The organism is Micromonospora sp. WMMD1219 (genome assembly GCF_049315215.1).
GTDB classification, from domain to species: Bacteria; Actinomycetota; Actinomycetes; order Mycobacteriales; family Micromonosporaceae; genus Micromonospora; species Micromonospora tulbaghiae.
This window is the reverse complement of sequence record NZ_CP186057.1, coordinates 4,434,271-4,451,516: the sequence shown is the minus strand read 5'-3', so window position 1 is coordinate 4,451,516 and position 17,246 is coordinate 4,434,271. Positions and strand designations below refer to the sequence as shown.

Sequence of the window (17,246 nt, the reverse complement as noted above, 5' to 3'; positions counted from 1 at the left end):
GTCATCCTCCTACCTGTTGCAGGGAATGGTGGCGTCGGGACGCGTCCACCACCTCGGCGAGGCACCCGACCGTGGGTTCCTCCATCTCGGCGCCGGTCAGCGCGATGCCGAACCGGTCGTTCACCATGGCCACGATCCGGGTGAGGGCCAGTGACGTGGCGCCGAGGTCGAACAGGTCGCCGTCCACCGGCACGTCGCGGCGCAGCACCTCGTCGGCGATCGCCTTCACCCCGGACACGGCGTCGTCGCCGGCCGGTTCGGCCAGGCGGTCCAGGACCGCCACGTCGGCCTTGCCCTGCACGGTGAGCGGGATGTCGGCTACCACGTGGAAGCGGGACGGCCGCAGGTAGCCGGGCAGGTCCGCCACGGTCGCGGCGAGGTCCGCCTCGGTGAGCGTGTCCGGGTCCGCGCCGGGCGGGGGCGTGACGTAGGCGACCAGGCGTACGTCGCCCTCGCCGAAGTCCTGGGCGGTCACCAGCGCGGTGCCGACGCCGGGATGGGCCAGGACCGCCGCCTCCACCTCGCCCGGCTCGATCCGGTAGCCGCGGACCTTCAACTGCCTGTCGACCCGGCCGAGGTAGACCAGGTCGCCGTCGGTCCGCACGGCCCGGTCCCCGGAGCGGTACCAGCGCTCACCGCCGGAGGTGACGAACCGCTCGGCGGTCAGCTCCGGCTGGTGCAGGTATCCCCGCGCCAGCCCGGCGCCCGCCACGTACAGCTCCCCCGGTGTGCCGTCGGGCACCACCGCGCCGGTCTCGTCGCGCAGCTCGATCCGGACGCCGGGCAGGGGCCGGCCGATCGGGCTCACCGACGGCCGGTCGAGGTCCGCCGCGACGATCCGGCGGGCGGTGGCGTGCACAGTCACCTCGGTGATGCCGTACATGTTGACCAGCTCCGGCCGGTCGTCGCCGCGCCGGGCGATCCACGGCGCCAGCACCCCGACGTCGAGCCGCTCGCCGCCGAACACCACCAGGCGCAGCTCGTCCGGGCCCTCGTCGGCCAGGTAGGCGGCGGCGAACTGGCGGAACGCCGACGGGGTCTGGTTGAGCACGGTGACCTGTTCGCGCCGCACCAGGTCCAGCATCAGCGCCGGGGTCCGGGCCACGCGCCCCGGTACGACGACGAGCCGGCCGCCGGACAGCAGCGCGCCCCACAGCTCCCAGACGGAGAAGTCGAAGCCGATCGAGTGGAACAGCGTCCACGTGTCGTCGCTGCCGAAGCCGAACCGTCCGGCGCCGTGCTCCAGCAGCGCCACGACACTGCGGTGGGTCACCTCCACGCCCTTCGGCGCCCCGGTTGAACCCGACGTGTGGATGACGTACGCGGGGTCGTCCGGCCCGGCCTCGGCGGCGGGCTCCCGCACGGCGCCGGTGCCGCCGGCCCGCTCCGCCGTGCCGCCGGCGGCCGTGACCTCGACCGCCGTGACCTCGCCCTGCGGGTCCTCGCCGTCGGTGTCCTCGTCGTCGGCGGCGTCGTCGTCCTCGCTGTCGTCGGCCCACAGCACCGGGCCCGACCACTCCGCGAGCGAGTCGGCGGTCCGGGTCACCGCCACCGTCACCGGAACCCGGCTGCCGGCCAGCACCGCCGCGACCCGCGCGGCCGGATGCTCGGCGTCCACCGGCACGTACGCGCCACCCGCCTTGACCACCGCCAGGACGGACACGACCAGGTCGACCGAGCGGTCGACGCACACTCCGACGTGGACGCCGGGGCGCACCCCGTACCCGCGCAGCCGCTCGGCCAGCTCACCGGAGAGCCGGTCCAGCTCGCTGTACGACAGCCGGTGGTCGCCGCAGGTCACCGCGATCCGGTGCGGCTGTTCCGCCGCCCGCCGGGCGAAGATCGTGTGCAGGCAGTCAGTCACGGGCATCGGTCACCGCTCCGTCTTGGTGGCGTACATGCCCCAGTGCTGGGGCGTGAGCGACAGGTCGGACAGGCTGGACTGGACGAACATCCGTTCCCAGCCCCCGCCGCCCTTCTCCTCCGGGATCCACTGGCGGGTGAACACCTCGCGGGTGGCGGGGTCGCTCATCGCGCGGACGCCCATCAGCGTGTAGTACGAGCTGAGCGACTTCAGGTGGATGAAGTGGTGGATGCGGTCGGACCGGCCGAACGCCTCCTCGTACAGGTAGATGGTGGCGTGGCCGGTCAGCGCCCGGTTCCAGCTCTCGCACAGCGCCCGGGCGAACGCGCGCCCCTCGGCGCGGAACTCGTAGCGCAGTTCGCCGGTGCGGTGCATGAGGATGCCGCAGGTGGCGGAGTTGAGCTGGTCCTCGACCGGCACGTCGGTCTGGAGCTGCGCGGTGGGCACGGTGAACGTGGCCGCGCCGTCGGTGGTCCGCACCGAGTCCGGCGTCTCGTCCGACGTGCCGTACATGCCGAAGGCCGACGGGATGAGCACCGTCTCGTGCAGGTCGCCGTCGAGGAACATCCGGTCCCACGTGCCGCCGCCGCGCGCGGGGTCGATGCGCTGGCGCATGATGATGTCCCGCCACCCGGCGTCGCGGCTGCCCATCTCGATCAGCGTCTCGTACGCGTGCAGCGACTTCAGGTGCATCAGCCAGTGGAGGCGGTCCTTCGTGCCGAAGGTCTCCTCGTAGACGAACACCGTGATGATGCCGGCGTAGTTGGTGTTGAGGTACTCCGACAGCTCCCGGGCGAACTGCCGGGCCTCGGAGCGGAACTCGGCACGCAACTGACCGACCCGTTCGACGATCACGCCGGCGTTGCCCGAGTGCAGGATCGCGGCCCGGTCGATCGAGGTCTGGGCCTGGGCGGTCGGCAACACGAACGGCGGACTCGATGTGGTGGTCATCGGAGACTCCTTCGCTTCGGCTGGTTCGGTGGGCGCCCGGACACGCTAGTCAGCATCGGAGCAGCCGCTCTGCTCACTACTGGCCACCGGCGGACAGTGCCGGCGCAGGACGTCGGCCGCCCCGCGCATCAGCAGTTCGGCGATGACGTCCACGTGCCGCAGCCGCCAGTCGGCCAGTTCGGTGCCGCGCACGTACCTGTTGAAGGCGCCCATCGCCGGTCCGGTGTGGACCTGGAAGTTCGCCCGTTCGGTGGTGTCGCCGCGCAGCGCCACGTCGGTGGCGTGGGCGAAGTACCACTTGAACGCCAGTGCCATCCGCCGGCGCGGGTCGGCCCGTTCCACCTCCGCGGCCCGGCCGGTGGCCCGGTAGTGCCGCTCGGTCTCCCGCCACACCTGCGCGAACGGCCGGCGGAAGGTGGTCCGTTCCACGGCGTCGCGGATCGCGGCGGGCACCTCGTCCCAGGTGTCGTAGCGGTGGTAGAGCTGGAGCAGCTGGGTGGCCCGCGCCGCGAACATCGTGCCGCGGCGCAGCACCTGCACGCGGGAGCCGAACTCGAACGTGTCGCCGGCCGGCGCGTACGCCGTGTCCTGGATCCCGGCGCGCGCCAGCAGGTCCTTGACCTCGGGTGACGTCCCGGCCTCGGGCGTGGCCTGGTTGATCGACCCGGTGACCACGAAGTCGGCGCCGAGCACGAACGCCGCGGCGACCGCCTCCGGGGTGCCCAGCCCGCCCGCGGCGCCCACCCGGATCCGCTCCGGGTAGCGGTGCCGGAGCATCTCCGCGTCACGCAGCAGGACGAGGTCCGGCACGAGCGTCAGCGCGGACCGCGCGTCGGTGTGCCCGGCCGAGTCGGCCTCGGCGCACAGGTCGCCGCTGACCGGCAGCCGCGCCGCAGCCGCGGCCTCCCCGGCGGACAGCGCGCCCTCGGCCACGAGAGCGGCGAGCACGGACGCCGGCGGCGGTGCCAGGAACGCGGCCGCGACCTCGGGCCGGGACACCTTCGCCACGACGTGCCGGACGGCGACCGGGGTGCCGTCGGCGCTCAGGTGCGCGCCGGCGAACCGGAACCGCACCAGCGCCGCGGTGACGCCGGTGTACCCGGCCGCCTCGACGTAGCGGACGTCGTGCCGGACGTACAGCTCCGCCAGCGCCGACTCCAGCGCCGGGTTGTCCGGCATCGCCAGCAGGTTCATGCCGAAGCGGCCCGGACCGGGATCCGCGGTGAGCGAGCGCAGGACCGCCTCGACCTCGTCGCGGTCGAAGCCACCCGCGCCGAAGAAGCCGAGCAGGCCCGCCTTGCCCAGGCGGGCGACCATCGCCACCGAGCTGATCCCGCGGTACATCGAGCCGGCGAGGTAGGCCCACGTGACGCCGTAGTCGGCGCGGAACCGCTGACAGCCGAGCGCCGCCGGTCCCCGGTCGCCGCCGTCCGGCACGGCCGGCGCCGCCGCGAGCACCGGGCGGAACAGGTCCGTCAGCACCCGGCCCGGACCCAGCTCACGCACCGTGCGCACGCCGCGGCCGACCAGGTACGCCATCGTCTCGCGCCACCGCACCGGGCGGCGCAGCTGCACGGCGAGCAGGTCGGGCAGCAGCAGCGGGTCGTGCGGCCGGGCGGTCACGTTGGAGATCACCGGCACCCGCGGCGGCGCGAACCGGACCTCCGACAGCACGTCGGCGAACTCGGCCGCGGCGGCCCGCATGTACCGCGAGTGGAACGCGGCGGCCACCGGAAGCGGGACGCAGCGGCCCAGACCGGCGGCGGTGACCGCCCGCGCCGCGGCCGACAGCGACTCGCGCGGGCCGGAGAGCGTCACCTGGCCGTCGGCGTTGTCGTTGGCCACGTCCACGTCGTCGACGCCGGCGTCGGCGAGCACCCCGGGCAGCCGGTCCAGCCGTTCGCCGAGCACGGCAAGCATGCCGCCGCCGGCCGCCCGCGCCATGATCTCGCCGCGGCGGCACACCAGGCGCAGCGCGTCCTCGAAGTCCAGGCAGCCGGCCGCGAACAGCGCCGCGTACTCGCCGAGGCTGTGCCCGGCGAGGTAGTCCGGCGGCGGCTCCTCGTCGCGCGCCGCCAGGTAGGCGAGCGCGCCGACCACGAACAGCGCCGGCTGCGCGTACCGGGTGTCGCCGAGCAGGGCGTCGTCGCGGCACAGCCGGGCCACCGGTACGCCGATGATCCGGTCGGCGACGGCGCACTCGGCCGGGAAGCGGTCGAACAGGTCACCGCCCATGCCCCGGCGCTGCGCGCCCTGCCCCGGGAACACCCAGGCGGACTTCGGTCTGGTGGACACGACTTGGACTGTCCGGCCCGCCGGACGCACTGGCTGCCCAGAGTTGAGCAGCACGCCCGGTCCGGCGCCGCTTAGGTTGCGGCGACAGGGCCGGCCTTCGGAGCGGGGAGCGCATGAACGAGCAGACCGCCATCCCGGACCGCGTGGAGATCGTCCTGGACGTCCTGTCGGGCGTGCTGCCCGCCGCAGTCACGGCGGACGCCGACACGGACCTGGGCGACCTGGGACTCGGTTCCCTCGCCGCCGCGCGGGTGCTGCTGGAGGTCGGCGCCGCGTTCGGCACCGAGCTGCCGACCGACGCGCTGCGCCGCTGCGCCACCGCCCGGGAACTGGCCGAGCTGGCCGCCCGGGCCGCGCCCGCCGGTGCGGGGCTGCGTCCCGACGTACGCCCCGAGCCCGGGCGGCGGCACGAGCCGTTCCCGCTCACCCCGCTCCAGGAGGGCTACCTGCTGGCCAAGGCGACCGGCGGGCCCGGCTGCCACCTTTACCGCGAGTACGACGTCGCCGACCTGGACGTGGACCGCCTGCGCGCGGCGTGGGGGCGGCTGGTCGGGCACCACGAGGCGCTGCGGCTCGTGCTGACCCCCGACGGGCGTCAGCGGGTGGCCGAGCGGCCGCCGGACTGGACCATGCCGGTCGGCGCCGACGCCGAGGAGGTACGCCGTCGCCTCTCCCACCACTCCTACGGCCCGGCCGACGAGCCGCTGTGGACGGTCGAGGTGACCCGGGCCCCGGACGGCGGCGGTGTGCTGCACCTCAGCGTCGACGCGGCGATCGTCGACGGCGCCGGGCTGGAGCTGCTCGTCGACCAGCTCCGGGCGCTCTACGACGACCCCGGCCACGAGCTGCCCGCCCCCGGCGCCTCGCTGCGGGACCTCGGCGTGGCGCTCGCCGCCCACCGCGACGGCGACGGGTACCGCGCCGGCCTGGAGTACTGGGCCGACGCGCTGCGTGACCTGCCGCCCGGACCCGCGCTGCCCACCTCCGGCGCCGAGCCCGGCCCGGTCCGGGTGCCGTACACGGCGGCGCTGACCCGGCGCGAGTGGGCCGCGGTGACCGCGTACGCGGGCGATCTCGGCGTCTCCCCGACCGCTGTGGTGCTCACCGCCTTCACCGAGGCGTTGCGGCGGGCCGGCGCCGACGCGGCGTTCTCGCTCGTGCTCACCACCAACAGCCGGCTGTGGCTGCCCGCCGACGCGGCCGGTGTGCCCGGGCCGTTCACCTCGACCACCGTGTTCGTCGCCGAGCCGACGACCGGGCGGCCGTTCGCCGAGGCCGCCCGGGCGGTCCACGACCGGCTGCGCCGCGACCTCGAACACGCCGACGTGCCCGGTGTGGCCGCGCTCCGTGAGCTGCGGTCGCGCCGGCTGCCGGTCCCGGCGGGGCTGCCGGTGGTGTTCACCAGCCTGCTCGACGTGGGCGGGACCGGCGCCGACGGCCGGTACGCGGTCAGCCAGACCACTGGTGTCACGCTCGACGCGCAGATCGGCGAGCGCGACGGGGAGCTGCGCGTGCGGTGGGACGTCGCGGAGGACGCCTTCGCCCCGGGCGTGGTCGCCGCGACCTTCGCCTGGTTCGTCAACACGCTGCGCTGGCTGCGGCCCGTCCCCGACGACGCCGGCCGTCCCCTCAACGACCTCCAGCAGGCGTACTTCGTGGCCCGGACCACGGGCGGCACCGGGCCGTGGAGCGGCTGCCAGGTGGTGCACGCCTTCGCCGTCGACCGGCTCGACCTGTCCCGGCTGGAGTCGGCGTGGCTGGGCCTGCTCGCCGCGCACGAGCCGCTGCGGACCGCCGTCACCCCGGACGGCCGGCTGGTCACCCGCGACGACGTGCCGGACCGGTGGCACATCCCGGTGACCGGGCCCGGCGGGCCGTCGTCCGACGCGGTGCAGCGGGACATGGTGGGGCGGGCCTTCCCGCTCGGCCGGCTCCCCCAGGGCGAGCTGCGCGTCCAGGTGGACGAGGCCGGCGCGGCGACCGTGCACGTGGCGCTGGACCTGCTGGTGGCCGACGGCCGCAGCATCCACCTGCTGCTGCGCGAGCTGATGCGCCGCTACGCCGACCCGGGCACGCCGGTGGCCGGGCCGCCCCGCGCGCCGCAGGCGTCGCCGGACCCGCACGCCCGCCGGTACTGGCAGGACCGCCTGGCCGACCTTCCGCCCGGCCCGCCGATCGAGGCGCACGCCGGGCCGCGGCGGCGGCGTACCGCCCGGGTGGCGGGCTGGACACGGATCCGGCGGCTGGCCCGGGAACGCGGCCTCGCGCTCGACGCGCTGCTCATGGCCGCGCTCACCACCGCGCTCGGCACCTGCCACCACGACCGCTTCGCGGTGCCGCTGGTGCGGTGGACGCCGCGGTCCGAGCCGTTCCGGCCCGCCGAGCTGACCGCGCTGAGCTGGCTGGCCGCGGGCGAGCCGGGCGAGGGCCTGCTCGACCTCGCCGAGCGCTACGACCGGCAGATCACCGCCGACGCGGCGGCGGACGGCGCGTCGGGCCTGGCCGAGCTGCGGCGGCTGGTGCTGCGGCGGATGCGCGACGGCGGCGCCGGCTACCCGGTCGTGTGCACCGGGCTGCTCGAACTCGGCGACGTGCCGCTGCCGGACGGGGTGACAGCCGGCCCGTGGCTGACGTGCACACCCGACGTGGCGCTGGACTGCATCGCGATCGACGAGGGCGACGACACGCTGCGGCTGTTCTGGGACGCCACCGAGGGCGCGATCGGCGACGACGACCTGGACCGGATCTTCGACGCGTACCGGTCGGCGCTGGCCGAGCTGGCGGACCTCGGCGACGTCCTGTACGGGTGGAACGACACCGCCGTGGAGTTCCCGCACGCCGGGCCGGTGCACCTGCTGTTCGAGGCCCAGGCCCGGGCCCGGCCCGAGGCGGTCGCCGTACGCGGGCGCGGCGGGACCACGTCCTTCGGTGAACTGAACGCGGTGGCGAACCGGATCGCGGTCCGGCTGCGCGCCGCGGGCGTCGGCGCCGGATCGGTGGTCGGGATCAGCGTCGCCCGGGGGCCGCTCATGGTCGCCGCCGTGTACGGCGTGCTCAAGGCCGGTGGCGCCTACCTGCCGGTGGAGCCGTCACTGCCGCCGGCGCGGGCCGCGCTGATGCTCGCCGACGCGGGCGCGATCGCGCTCGTCACGACCGGTGACCTGGACCTGCCCGCGCCGGGCCGGCCGGACGGGATCGCCGTGGTCCACGCCGACCGGGTCGGTTCGGCCGCCGTACCGGACCCGGAGCCGTGCACCGGCGAGGACGACCTCGCGTACGTCATCTTCACCTCCGGCAGCACCGGCCGGCCCAAGGGGGTCGCGGTCACCCACCGGGCCGTGCACAACCTCCTGCACTGGGCGCGCCGGACGTTCCGCTTCGGACCGGAGGACACCGGGCTGTGCGTGACGTCGCTCGGCTTCGACCTGTCCGTGTTCGACATCCTCGGGCTGCTCGGCTACGGCGCCTCGATCTACGTGGCCGACTCCGAGCAGCAGAAGGACCCGGCGCTGCTGCTGGACGTCCTGCTGCGGGAGCCGGTCACGTTCTGGAACTCCGCGCCGACCACCCTGGCGCACGTCGTACCGCTGACCGCCGCGCACCGCGGCGGGCCCGGCACCACCGACCTGCGGCTGGTGTTCCTCAGCGGGGACCACACGCCGCTGTCCCTGCCCGACGAGCTGCGGGCCTGTTTCACCGCCGCCGAGATCGTCAACCTCGGCGGGGCGACCGAGGCCACCGTGTGGTCGAACTTCTACCGGGTCGGGACGGTCGACCCCGGGTGGCGCAGCATCCCGTACGGCCGGCCGATCGACAACGCCCGCTACTACGTCCTGGACGACGACCGGCGCCCGTGCCGGCCCGGCGTCGAGGGAGACCTCTACATCGCCGGGGAGGTGCTCGCCGTCGGTTACCACAACCGCCCGGACCTCACCGAGGACCGGTTCGTGCCGTGCCCGTTCGGGCCGCCCGGCGACCGGATGTACCGCACCGGCGACCGGGCGGCGTTCCTGCCGGACGGCAACCTGACCTTCCTGGGCCGCGCCGACCACCAGGTGAAGATCCGCGGGTTCCGGGTGGAACTCGGCGAGATCGAGCACCGGCTGCGCGGCCATCCGGGCGTCAAGGACGCGGTGGTGGTCGCCCGAGAGGAGGGCGGCGAGCGCAAGCTGGTGGCGTACCTGCTGTCCTCCGGCGGCACCGCCCCGGCCGTACGCGACCTGCGGGCCTTCGCCGCCGAGACGCTGCCCGACTACATGGTGCCGAGCCACCTGGCCGTGCTGGAGCAGTTCCCCGCCACCGACAACGGCAAGCTGGACCGCGCCGCCCTGCCGTGGCCGCTGCCGCCGGTCACGCCGCCCGCGCCGGACGCCGCACAGATACCGGTCGCGCCGCCGGAACCGGCGGACACCCCGCACGCGCCGGGCGTCCGTCAGGTGCTCACGGAACTGTTCGCCGACCTGCTCGGCGAGACCGTCGACCCGGCGGCCGACCTGTGGGACCAGGGCGCCACGTCGTTCACCATGGTCCAGGTCTCGGCCCGGCTGCACGAGCGTCTCGGCACCCGGGTGCCGGTGGCGGCGCTGCTGGAGAACCCGACGATCGACGGCATCGCCGCGCACCTGTCGCCCGGCCCGCCGGCACCCGTACCCGCGGACCCGCCCCCGGCCGCCGCGGCGCCGCCGCGGACGGTCGACGTGCTCTCCCCCACCGAGCGGTCCGCCTTCGCCGCGGCCCGGCTGGACCTGCGCGACGACGGCGAGGCGGTGCCCCTGTCCGGGGAGCCCCCCGCGCGGCGGCGGTACCGGCGGCGGGCCTCGCGCCGCGACTTCCTCGACCGGCCCGTGCCGCTGTCCACGGTGGCGGGTCTGCTGGGCCCGCTGCGCCCGCTGCCCGACGGCGACCGGGCGCGGCGGCTGTACCCGTCGGCCGGCGACACCTACGGCGTGCAGGTCTACGTCCACGTGCCCGGCGACCGGGTCACCGGGCTGCCGGCCGGCGTCTACTACCACCACCCCGACGAGCACACGCTGCGCCGCATCGGCGACGGCGCGGCCCTGGACCGCACCGCCCACTTCGTCTACAACCGGCCGGTGTACGACCGGGCGGCGTTCCAGATCCTCCTCGTCGGGCAGACGCGGGCGATCCGCCCGCTCTACGGCGACGACGCCGAGCGGTACCTCGCCCTGGAGGCCGGTTACCTCGGCCAGGTGCTGATGGGCGCCCAGGCCGACCACGGTCTCGGGCTGTGCCCGGTCGGCGCGGTCGCCGAGGCGCCGGTGCGCGCCGCGTTGCGGCTGGACGACGGCCACGTGTTCCAGCAGGCGTTCCTGTGCGGTCCGGTGACGCGCGACGACGAGACCGAGACGCCCGCCGCCGGTCCACCGCCCGCCGCGGGGCCGCACGAGATCGCCGTCGTCGGGGTGGCCGGCCGCTACCCCGGCGCGGACGACGTGGGGACGCTCTGGCGCAACCTCGACGCCGGCCACTGCGCGATCACGCCACCCCCGCCCGGGCGGGGCGCCGGACCGGCCGGCGGCTACCTGTCCGGCCTGGAGACGTTCGACAGCATGGTCTTCGGGATCGCACCGGCCGAGGCGGCCGTCCTCGACCCGCAGGTACGCGTCCTGCTCGAAGTGGTGTGGGCGTGCCTGGAGGACGCCGGCCACACCCCGGCGTCCCTCGGCCGGGTCGGTGTCTTCGTCGGGGTGATGTGGCACGACCACCGCCTCGCCGGCACCGACCGGTGGCGCGACGGCGACCCGGCCCGGATCTCCGGCACCGGCTCGGAGATCGCCAACCGGATCTCCCACACCTTCGACTTCCGCGGCCCGAGCGTCGCCGTGGACACCTCCTGTTCCTCGGCGCTGACCGCGTTGCGCCAGGCGGCCGAGAGCCTCGACCGGGGCGACTGCGACGCCGCCGTGGTCGGCGCGGTGAACCTGCTGGCGCATCCGTACCACGTGGCGGTGCTGCGCGGGCTGGGCCTGGTCGCCGAGACGCCGCACCGGGCGCTGGACGCCGCCGCCGGCGGCTGGTCGCCCGGCGAGGGCGCCGGCGCGCTGCTGCTGCGCCGGCTCGGCGACGCGCGCCGGGACCGCGACCGCGTCGACGCCGTGGTGGAGAGCACCTGGGTGGGGCACAGCGGCGCGACGAGCCGGTTCGGCACGCCCGACGCGGCCACACTGGCCGGCTCGCTCACCGAGGCGGTGGGCCGGGCCGGGCTCACCCCCGCCGACATCGGGTACGTCGAGTGCGCGGCCTCCGGGGCCGCCCTGTCCGACGCCGCCGAGATCGAGGCCGTGGGCCGGTTCCTGGCCGCGGCCGCGCCCGGTCCCGAGGGGGTACGCGTGCCGATCGGCACCCTCAAGCCGAACCTGGGCCACGCGGAGGCCGCGTCCGGGCTCGCGCAGCTGACCAAGGTGCTCCTCCAGCTGCGGCACCGCCGGCTCGTACCGACCCTGGTGGCGGAGACGCCCCACCCGCTCGTCGACCTCGGCGCGCTGCCGGTGCGGTTCGTCCGCCGGTCCGAGCCGTGGACCGGCGTCCCGCTGCGCGCGCTCGTCACGGCGGTCGGCGCGACCGGCACCGTGGGGCACGTGGTGCTGCGGTCCGACGAGGAGGAACGATGAGCAACCGGTGGATCAAGGGCCCGGCCGACCCGGACGCCCCGATGCTGCTGTACTGCGTCCCGCACGCCGGGGGCGGCGGCTCGTTCTTCCGGCCGTGGCGCGCCGCGCTGGAGCCGTACCTGGGCGTCTGCCCGGTCGTGCTGCCCGGCCGGGAGTCCCGGCTGTCGGAGCCGCCGTACACCAGCATCGAGCACGTCGTGCCGCCGCTGGCCGCCGCGATCGCCGCGCACGCGGACCGCCCGTACGCGTTGTTCGGCCACAGCATGGGCGCGGTGGTCGCGTACGAGACCGCCCGGCGGCTGTCCGCCGGGCCGAACGGTCCGGCGCGGCTGTTCGTCTCCGGCCGGCGCGCGCCGCACCTGCCCGCCCGCCGGCCGGACCGGCACACGCTCGGCGCGGACGAGTTCCTGCCGGCCGTCGCGGCGCTGGGCGGCACGCCGGACGAGGTGCTGCGGCGGCACGACCTGATGGCGTTGTTCCTGCCGGGGCTGCGCGCCGACTTCGCTGTGAACGAGACGTACCGGCAGTTGCCCGGCCCACCGCTGCGCTGTCCCGTGTCGGCGTTCACCGGCGACGCCGATCCGGAGGTCGACGTGACGGAGATGCGCTCCTGGGCCGAGGTCACGTCGGCCGGCTTCAGCCTGCGGGTGTTCAGCGGCGGTCACTTCTATCTGGCCGGCCCGCCCGCCGAGCTGGCCGAGGCGCTCCTGGCCGATCTCGCCGTGCGGTCCTGAGCCGGTCCTGAGCCGGTCCTGGAGACGACGGAACGGGACGGGCCCGCGCCCGTCCCGTTCCCGTTCTCCCGCGCTCAGGCGGACAGCGAGGCCACGACCTCCTGCGTCGCCTGGAGCAGGATCCGCGACATCGTGCGCAGCTCCTCCTCGGTCATCACCAGCGGCGGCACGATGACGATGGTGTCGCTCGGCGCCGAGTGGATGATCATGCCGAGCTCGCGGCACCGCTCGGTGATGCGGGTCGCGACGCCCAGCTCCATCGGGAACGGCTCGCGCGTCTCCACGTCGGCCACCAGCTCGACGGCGGCCAGCAGGCCGCACTGCCGGACGTCGCCGACGTGCGGGACGCTGCGGAACTTGTCCAGCTCCTCGGCCAGGACCACGGCCTGCGCCTGGCCGTGCCGGATCAGGTCGTCCTTCTCGAACAGGTCCAGGCTCGCCAGCGCCACGGCGACGGCGAGCGGGTTGCCGGAGAACGTGTGCCCGGACAGCAGCATCTTGCCGTCACCGCGGAACGCGTCGAACACCTCCGCCGACGCCATGGTCGCCGTCAACGGCATGTACCCGCCGGTCAGGCCCTTGCCGACACAGAGGATGTCGGGCGACACGCCGTCGGCCTGGCAGGCGAACATCGGGCCGGTACGGCCGAAGCCCACACCCAGCTCGTCGGCGATGAGCAGGACGCCGTAGCGGCGGGCGATCTCGGCGACCCGGGCCAGGTGACCGTCGCGCGCCACGATCATGCCGCTGACGTTCTGCACGCGCGGCTCCACGAGCACGGCGGCGACCTCGTCGCCCTCGCGCTCCAGCACCTCCTCCAGCGTATCCGCGCAGGCCAGGTTGCAGTTGTTGTTGCACAACCCGCAGCGGTACGCGTACGGCTGGGCGAACGAGCTGGTCTCGCGCAGCAGCGGCTGGTAGAAGTTCTTCAGGATCGTCATCTGGCCCACCGACAGCGCGCCGATGGTGTCACCGTGGAAGGCCCCGCCCATGGACACGAACTTGTTGCGCTGCGGCGATCCCTTGAAGACCCAGTAGGAGTACGCCATCTTCATCGCCGTCTCCACGGCGCTGGAGCCGGACTCCAGGAACAGCACCTTGTCGATGCCCTCCGGGGCGAGCCGGACCAGCCGGTCGGCGAGTTCCGCGGCGCCCGGGTGGGTCATGCCGTAGAGCGTGGTGTGCGCGATCTTCGCCGCCTGCGCGGCCAGCGCCTCGTTCAGTTCCCGACGTTGGTGGCCGTGGATGTTCACGCCCAGCGAGGAGCCCGCGTCGAGATAGCGGTTGCCGTCGCTGTCCACCAGGTAGACACCCTCGCCGTGGGTGATCACCAGGGGCTTGGCGTTGAGGTAGGCGTCGGTGGGGGTGTACGGGTGCCACACGCGCTGCTGGTCCAGCGTGCGCAGGCGTTCGGTCTCCGTGGTTTCGAGGTCCATGCGTCGGCGCTCCGTCATCGAAGGGAACCAGGACAACAGCACGCAGTCCATCGGAAGAGGGCCGGTGACGTCTGCGCAGTAGTGCGCAGGGTGGCCGGTGCTCAACTCTGAGCAGAGGTGTCGCCAAGGCCCGGAAATGCTCATCCGGAGCCGGCGCCGACCGGTGCGGCCGAACGCTGGAGAGGGGACGCCGACGTGACGACCTCCGAACAACCGGACCTGATGTCGCCCGCCGCACGGGAGACGGCCTACGACACCTACGCCGCCCTCCGCGACGCCAACCCGGTCTCCCGGGTCCGGATGCCCACCGGCCAGGACGTCTGGCTGGTCACCGGCTACGACGAGTGCACCAGCTTCCTCACCGACTACCACCGGTTCAAGACCAGCCCGACAGTGATGCCCGAGGGCATGGAGGCGCCGGCGCTGCCCGAGGCGGTGGTACGGCTGCTCGGCGGCAGCATGGGCAGCGTCGACCCGCCCGAGCACACCCGCCAGCGCCGGCTGGTGCAGCAGGCGTTCACGCCGCAGTACGTCGAACGGCTGCGCCCCGGCGTCCAGCAGATCACCGACCAGCTCGTCGACGGGCTGCTCGAACGCGAGGGGCGGACCTTCGACCTGGTCGAGGACTTCGCGGTGCCGCTGCCGCTCACCGTCATGTCCGACATGCTGGGCATCCCCCGCGCCGACCGGGACCGGTTCCGGCTCTGGTCCGAGCTGCTGCTGTCGCTGGACCCGACCTCCGCGCAGTCCGCGCCGCAGGGCATGGACCCGGCCCAGGTGATGGCGGAGATCGAGGAGTTCGTGCGCTACCTGGACGCGCTGATCCAGCGCAAGCGCGCCGAGCCCGGCGACGACCTGATCTCCGGGATGGCCCTGGCCGAGGCCGACGGCGAGCGGATGAGCGACGACGAGTTGCTGAAGATGGTGGCGCTGCTCGTGGTCGGCGGCCTCGGCACCACGCAGCACCTGATCGGCAACATGGTCCTGGCGCTGTTCCGCAACCCCGACCAGTTGCGGCTGCTGCGCGACAAGCCCGAGCTGGCGCCGGGCGCCGTCGAGGAGATGCTGCGCTACCACGGCCCGATCGAGATCAGCTTCCCGCGGTTCGCCGCCGAGGACACCGAGATCGGCGGCGTGCCGATCAGCCGCGGCGAGATGGTGATCGGCGTCCTCGCGGCCGCCGACCGCGATCCGGGCCGCTACTCGGAGCCGGACCGGCTCGACATCGAGCGGACCGCGAACCGGCACCTCGCCTTCGGCCGGGGCGCCCACATGTGCCTGGGCGCGCCGCTGGCCCGCGTCGAGGGGCAGGTCGCCATCACCACGCTGCTCGCCCGGATGCCCGACCTGCGCCCGGCGGAGCGCCTCGACGAGACGCCCTGGCGGCCCGGGCTCACGCTGCGCGGGCTGACCGCGCTCACGGTCGAGTTCTGACCGGGCCGGCGCGACCGGCTCCCACTGCGGTTCGGCCGGCCGGCCGGTGAGCATCCCGACCGAACCGCAGAGGGAGGAGACGACGTGGCGAACGCCATCGTCGCTGACGGGCTACGCAGACAGTTCGACAAGGTGACCGCGCTGGACGGCCTGGACCTGGTGGTGCCGGAGGGCACCATCACCGGGATCCTCGGGCCGAACGGCGCGGGCAAGAGCACCGCCGTCCGGCTGCTCACCACACTGCTCGCCCCGACCGGCGGCCGGGCCGAGGTGGCCGGGTTCGACGTGGTCACCCAGGCCGCCGAGGTACGCCGGGTGATCAGCCTGTCCGGGCAGCACGCCGCCGTCGACGAGAACCTCTCCGGGTTCGAGAACCTGGAGATGCTGGGCCGGCTGCTGCACCTGGGCTCCCGGCAGAGCCGGCAGCGTGCCGACGAGCTGCTGCAACGCTTCGACCTCGTGGACGCCGCGGGCCGCCGGGCGAAGGAGTACTCCGGCGGCATGCGGCGGCGCCTCGACCTGGCCGCCGCGCTGATCCGTACGCCGCGGGTGCTGTTCCTGGACGAGCCGACCACCGGCCTGGACACCCGGAGCCGGACGGCGCTCTGGGACACCATCGGTGAGCTGGTCTCCGGCGGCATGACGCTGCTGCTGACCACCCAGTACCTCGAGGAGGCCGACCGGCTGGCCGACCAGATCGTGGTGATCGACCACGGCCGGGTGGTCGCCGGCGGCACGCCGGACGAGCTGAAGCGGCGGGTCTCCGGCACCAGCCTGGAGATCACCCTCGGGCCGGACGCCGACCTGACCGCCGCACAGGCGGTGCTCACCTCGCTCGGCACCGGACCGGCCAGCGTGGACGAGGCCGCCGGCCGGATCTCCGTGCCGGCCGGCGACGGCGTGGACACGCTCCTGGCCGGCGCGCGGCTGCTGCGCCAGGCCGGCATCCCGGTCCGGGACGCCGCGCTGCGCACGGCGACGCTGGACGACGTCTTCCTCGCCCTCACCGGCCCCGGCCGGCGGACCGGCGACGAGCCCGCCAAGGAGACCGTGGAGGAGAAGCAGTGAACGCCGTCGTACTGGCCTTCGGTGAGGGCGTCGTCGTCGCGAAGCGCAACCTGCGGATGATCCTGCGCGTACCGGAGATGCTGCTCAACGCGGCCATCGCGCCGGCGATGATGACGTTGCTGTTCGGCTTCATCGTCGGCGGCGCGATCGACGCGCAGGGGGTGCCGTACCGCGAGTACCTGCTCGGCGGCATCTTCGTGCAGGCGGTCCTCTTCGGCGCCGTCAACACCGGCACCGCGATCGCCGCCGACCTGCGCAACGGCATCGTCGACCGGCTGATGTCGATGCCCATCTCCCGGTCCGCGGTGCTCGTCGGCCGCACCACGAGCGACCTGGTGAACAGCGGTGTGGTCATCACCGTCACCGCGCTGCTCGGCCTGGTCGTCGGGTGGCGCAGCCGCACGTCGGTGCCCGAGGCGGCGCTGGGGTTCCTGATCCTGCTGGCGTTCGCGTACGCGCTGTCGTGGCTGATGGCCGTGGTGGGGCTGGCGTCCCGGGCGCCGGAGGCGGTCAGCAGCACCGGCTTCACCATCGCCATCCCGCTGGGCTTCCTCTCCAACGCCTACGTGCCGATCGACTCCATGCCGGGCGTCCTGCAACCGGTCGCCGAGTGGAACCCGGTCTCGGCGATCGTCCAGGCGGTCCGGGTCCAGTTCGGCAACGTCGACCCGTCCACCGCGCCGGACGTCTGGCCACTGCAGCACCCGGTCGCCGCCTCCGCGCTGTGGATCGGTGCTCTGCTGGCCCTGTCGATCCCCCTGGCGATCGCCCAGTTCCGCAGGTCCGCCGGGCGCTGAGACGCCCGCTTCCCGCCGGACGACGACTCCGCCCG

Annotated in this window: 9 protein-coding genes; 5 read left to right on the top strand and 4 right to left on the bottom strand. The window is 74.5% G+C overall.

Features of this window, described 5'->3' with window-relative positions; all coding sequences use genetic code 11:
- Position 1: 1 nt before the first annotated feature.
- From ACN27C_RS20915 to fabD, 3 genes are read right to left on the bottom strand one after another with little or no spacing between them, the layout of a single operon-like run.
- On the bottom strand, positions 2 to 1,870 hold the full coding sequence (locus ACN27C_RS20915; protein WP_422747539.1) for an amino acid adenylation domain-containing protein: 1,869 nt from the start codon (positions 1,868 to 1,870) through the stop codon (positions 2 to 4).
- A gap of 3 nt (positions 1,871 to 1,873) precedes the next feature.
- Complete coding sequence (locus tag ACN27C_RS20910; RefSeq protein WP_422747537.1) at positions 1,874 to 2,815, bottom strand: DUF6039 family protein; 942 nt, start codon at positions 2,813 to 2,815, stop codon at positions 1,874 to 1,876.
- Between the two features lie 45 nt (positions 2,816 to 2,860).
- Positions 2,861 to 5,110, bottom strand: coding sequence for an ACP S-malonyltransferase (gene fabD / locus ACN27C_RS20905; protein ID WP_422747535.1), 2,250 nt, complete (start codon positions 5,108 to 5,110; stop codon positions 2,861 to 2,863).
- A 113-nt stretch (positions 5,111 to 5,223) separates the two neighbouring features.
- Between fabD and ACN27C_RS20900 the strand changes: the two genes are divergently transcribed.
- Both ACN27C_RS20900 and ACN27C_RS20895 read left to right on the top strand, forming a co-directional pair.
- Entirely contained in the window at positions 5,224 to 11,742 is a 6,519-nt protein-coding gene (locus tag ACN27C_RS20900) for an amino acid adenylation domain-containing protein (RefSeq protein ID WP_422747533.1), read from the top strand.
- Positions 11,739 to 12,476 (top strand): thioesterase II family protein, encoded by a 738-nt coding sequence (locus ACN27C_RS20895; RefSeq protein WP_121684468.1) that lies wholly within the window; start codon positions 11,739 to 11,741, stop codon positions 12,474 to 12,476. Before ACN27C_RS20900 ends, ACN27C_RS20895 begins: the two co-directional genes overlap by 4 nt.
- Positions 12,477 to 12,550: 74 nt before the next feature.
- On the opposite strand, the gene bioA is transcribed toward ACN27C_RS20895, so the two are convergent.
- Complete coding sequence (gene bioA / locus ACN27C_RS20890; RefSeq protein WP_120569405.1) at positions 12,551 to 13,912, bottom strand: adenosylmethionine--8-amino-7-oxononanoate transaminase; 1,362 nt, start codon at positions 13,910 to 13,912, stop codon at positions 12,551 to 12,553.
- A 195-nt stretch (positions 13,913 to 14,107) separates the two neighbouring features.
- Here bioA and ACN27C_RS20885 point away from each other — a divergent pair, with 195 nt between their 5' ends.
- From ACN27C_RS20885 to ACN27C_RS20875, 3 genes are all read left to right on the top strand, one after another.
- The gene (locus ACN27C_RS20885) at positions 14,108 to 15,346 is read left to right on the top strand and encodes a cytochrome P450 family protein (protein WP_013476305.1); all 1,239 of its coding nucleotides are present in this window, start codon (positions 14,108 to 14,110) and stop codon (positions 15,344 to 15,346) included.
- 84 nt (positions 15,347 to 15,430) lie between these two features.
- Positions 15,431 to 16,414: an ATP-binding cassette domain-containing protein gene (locus ACN27C_RS20880; RefSeq protein WP_121684466.1), complete on the top strand. Its 984-nt coding sequence runs from the start codon at positions 15,431 to 15,433 to the stop codon at positions 16,412 to 16,414.
- On the top strand, positions 16,411 to 17,211 hold the full coding sequence (locus ACN27C_RS20875; protein WP_013476303.1) for an ABC transporter permease: 801 nt from the start codon (positions 16,411 to 16,413) through the stop codon (positions 17,209 to 17,211). Before ACN27C_RS20880 ends, ACN27C_RS20875 begins: the two co-directional genes overlap by 4 nt.
- The last annotated feature ends 35 nt before the right edge of the window (positions 17,212 to 17,246 follow it).

Bases quoted from the DNA above. Each gene is read 5' to 3' on its own strand.
- ACN27C_RS20915 (WP_422747539.1), bottom strand. From the start codon at position 1,870: ATGCCCGTGACTGACTGCCTGCACACGATCTTCGCCCGGCGGGCGGCG.
- ACN27C_RS20910 (WP_422747537.1), bottom strand. From the start codon at position 2,815: ATGACCACCACATCGAGTCCGCCGTTCGTGTTGCCGACCGCCCAGGCC.
- ACN27C_RS20900 (WP_422747533.1), top strand. From the start codon at position 5,224: ATGAACGAGCAGACCGCCATCCCGGACCGCGTGGAGATCGTCCTGGAC.
- ACN27C_RS20895 (WP_121684468.1), top strand. From the start codon at position 11,739: ATGAGCAACCGGTGGATCAAGGGCCCGGCCGACCCGGACGCCCCGATG.
- bioA (WP_120569405.1), bottom strand. From the start codon at position 13,912: ATGGACCTCGAAACCACGGAGACCGAACGCCTGCGCACGCTGGACCAG.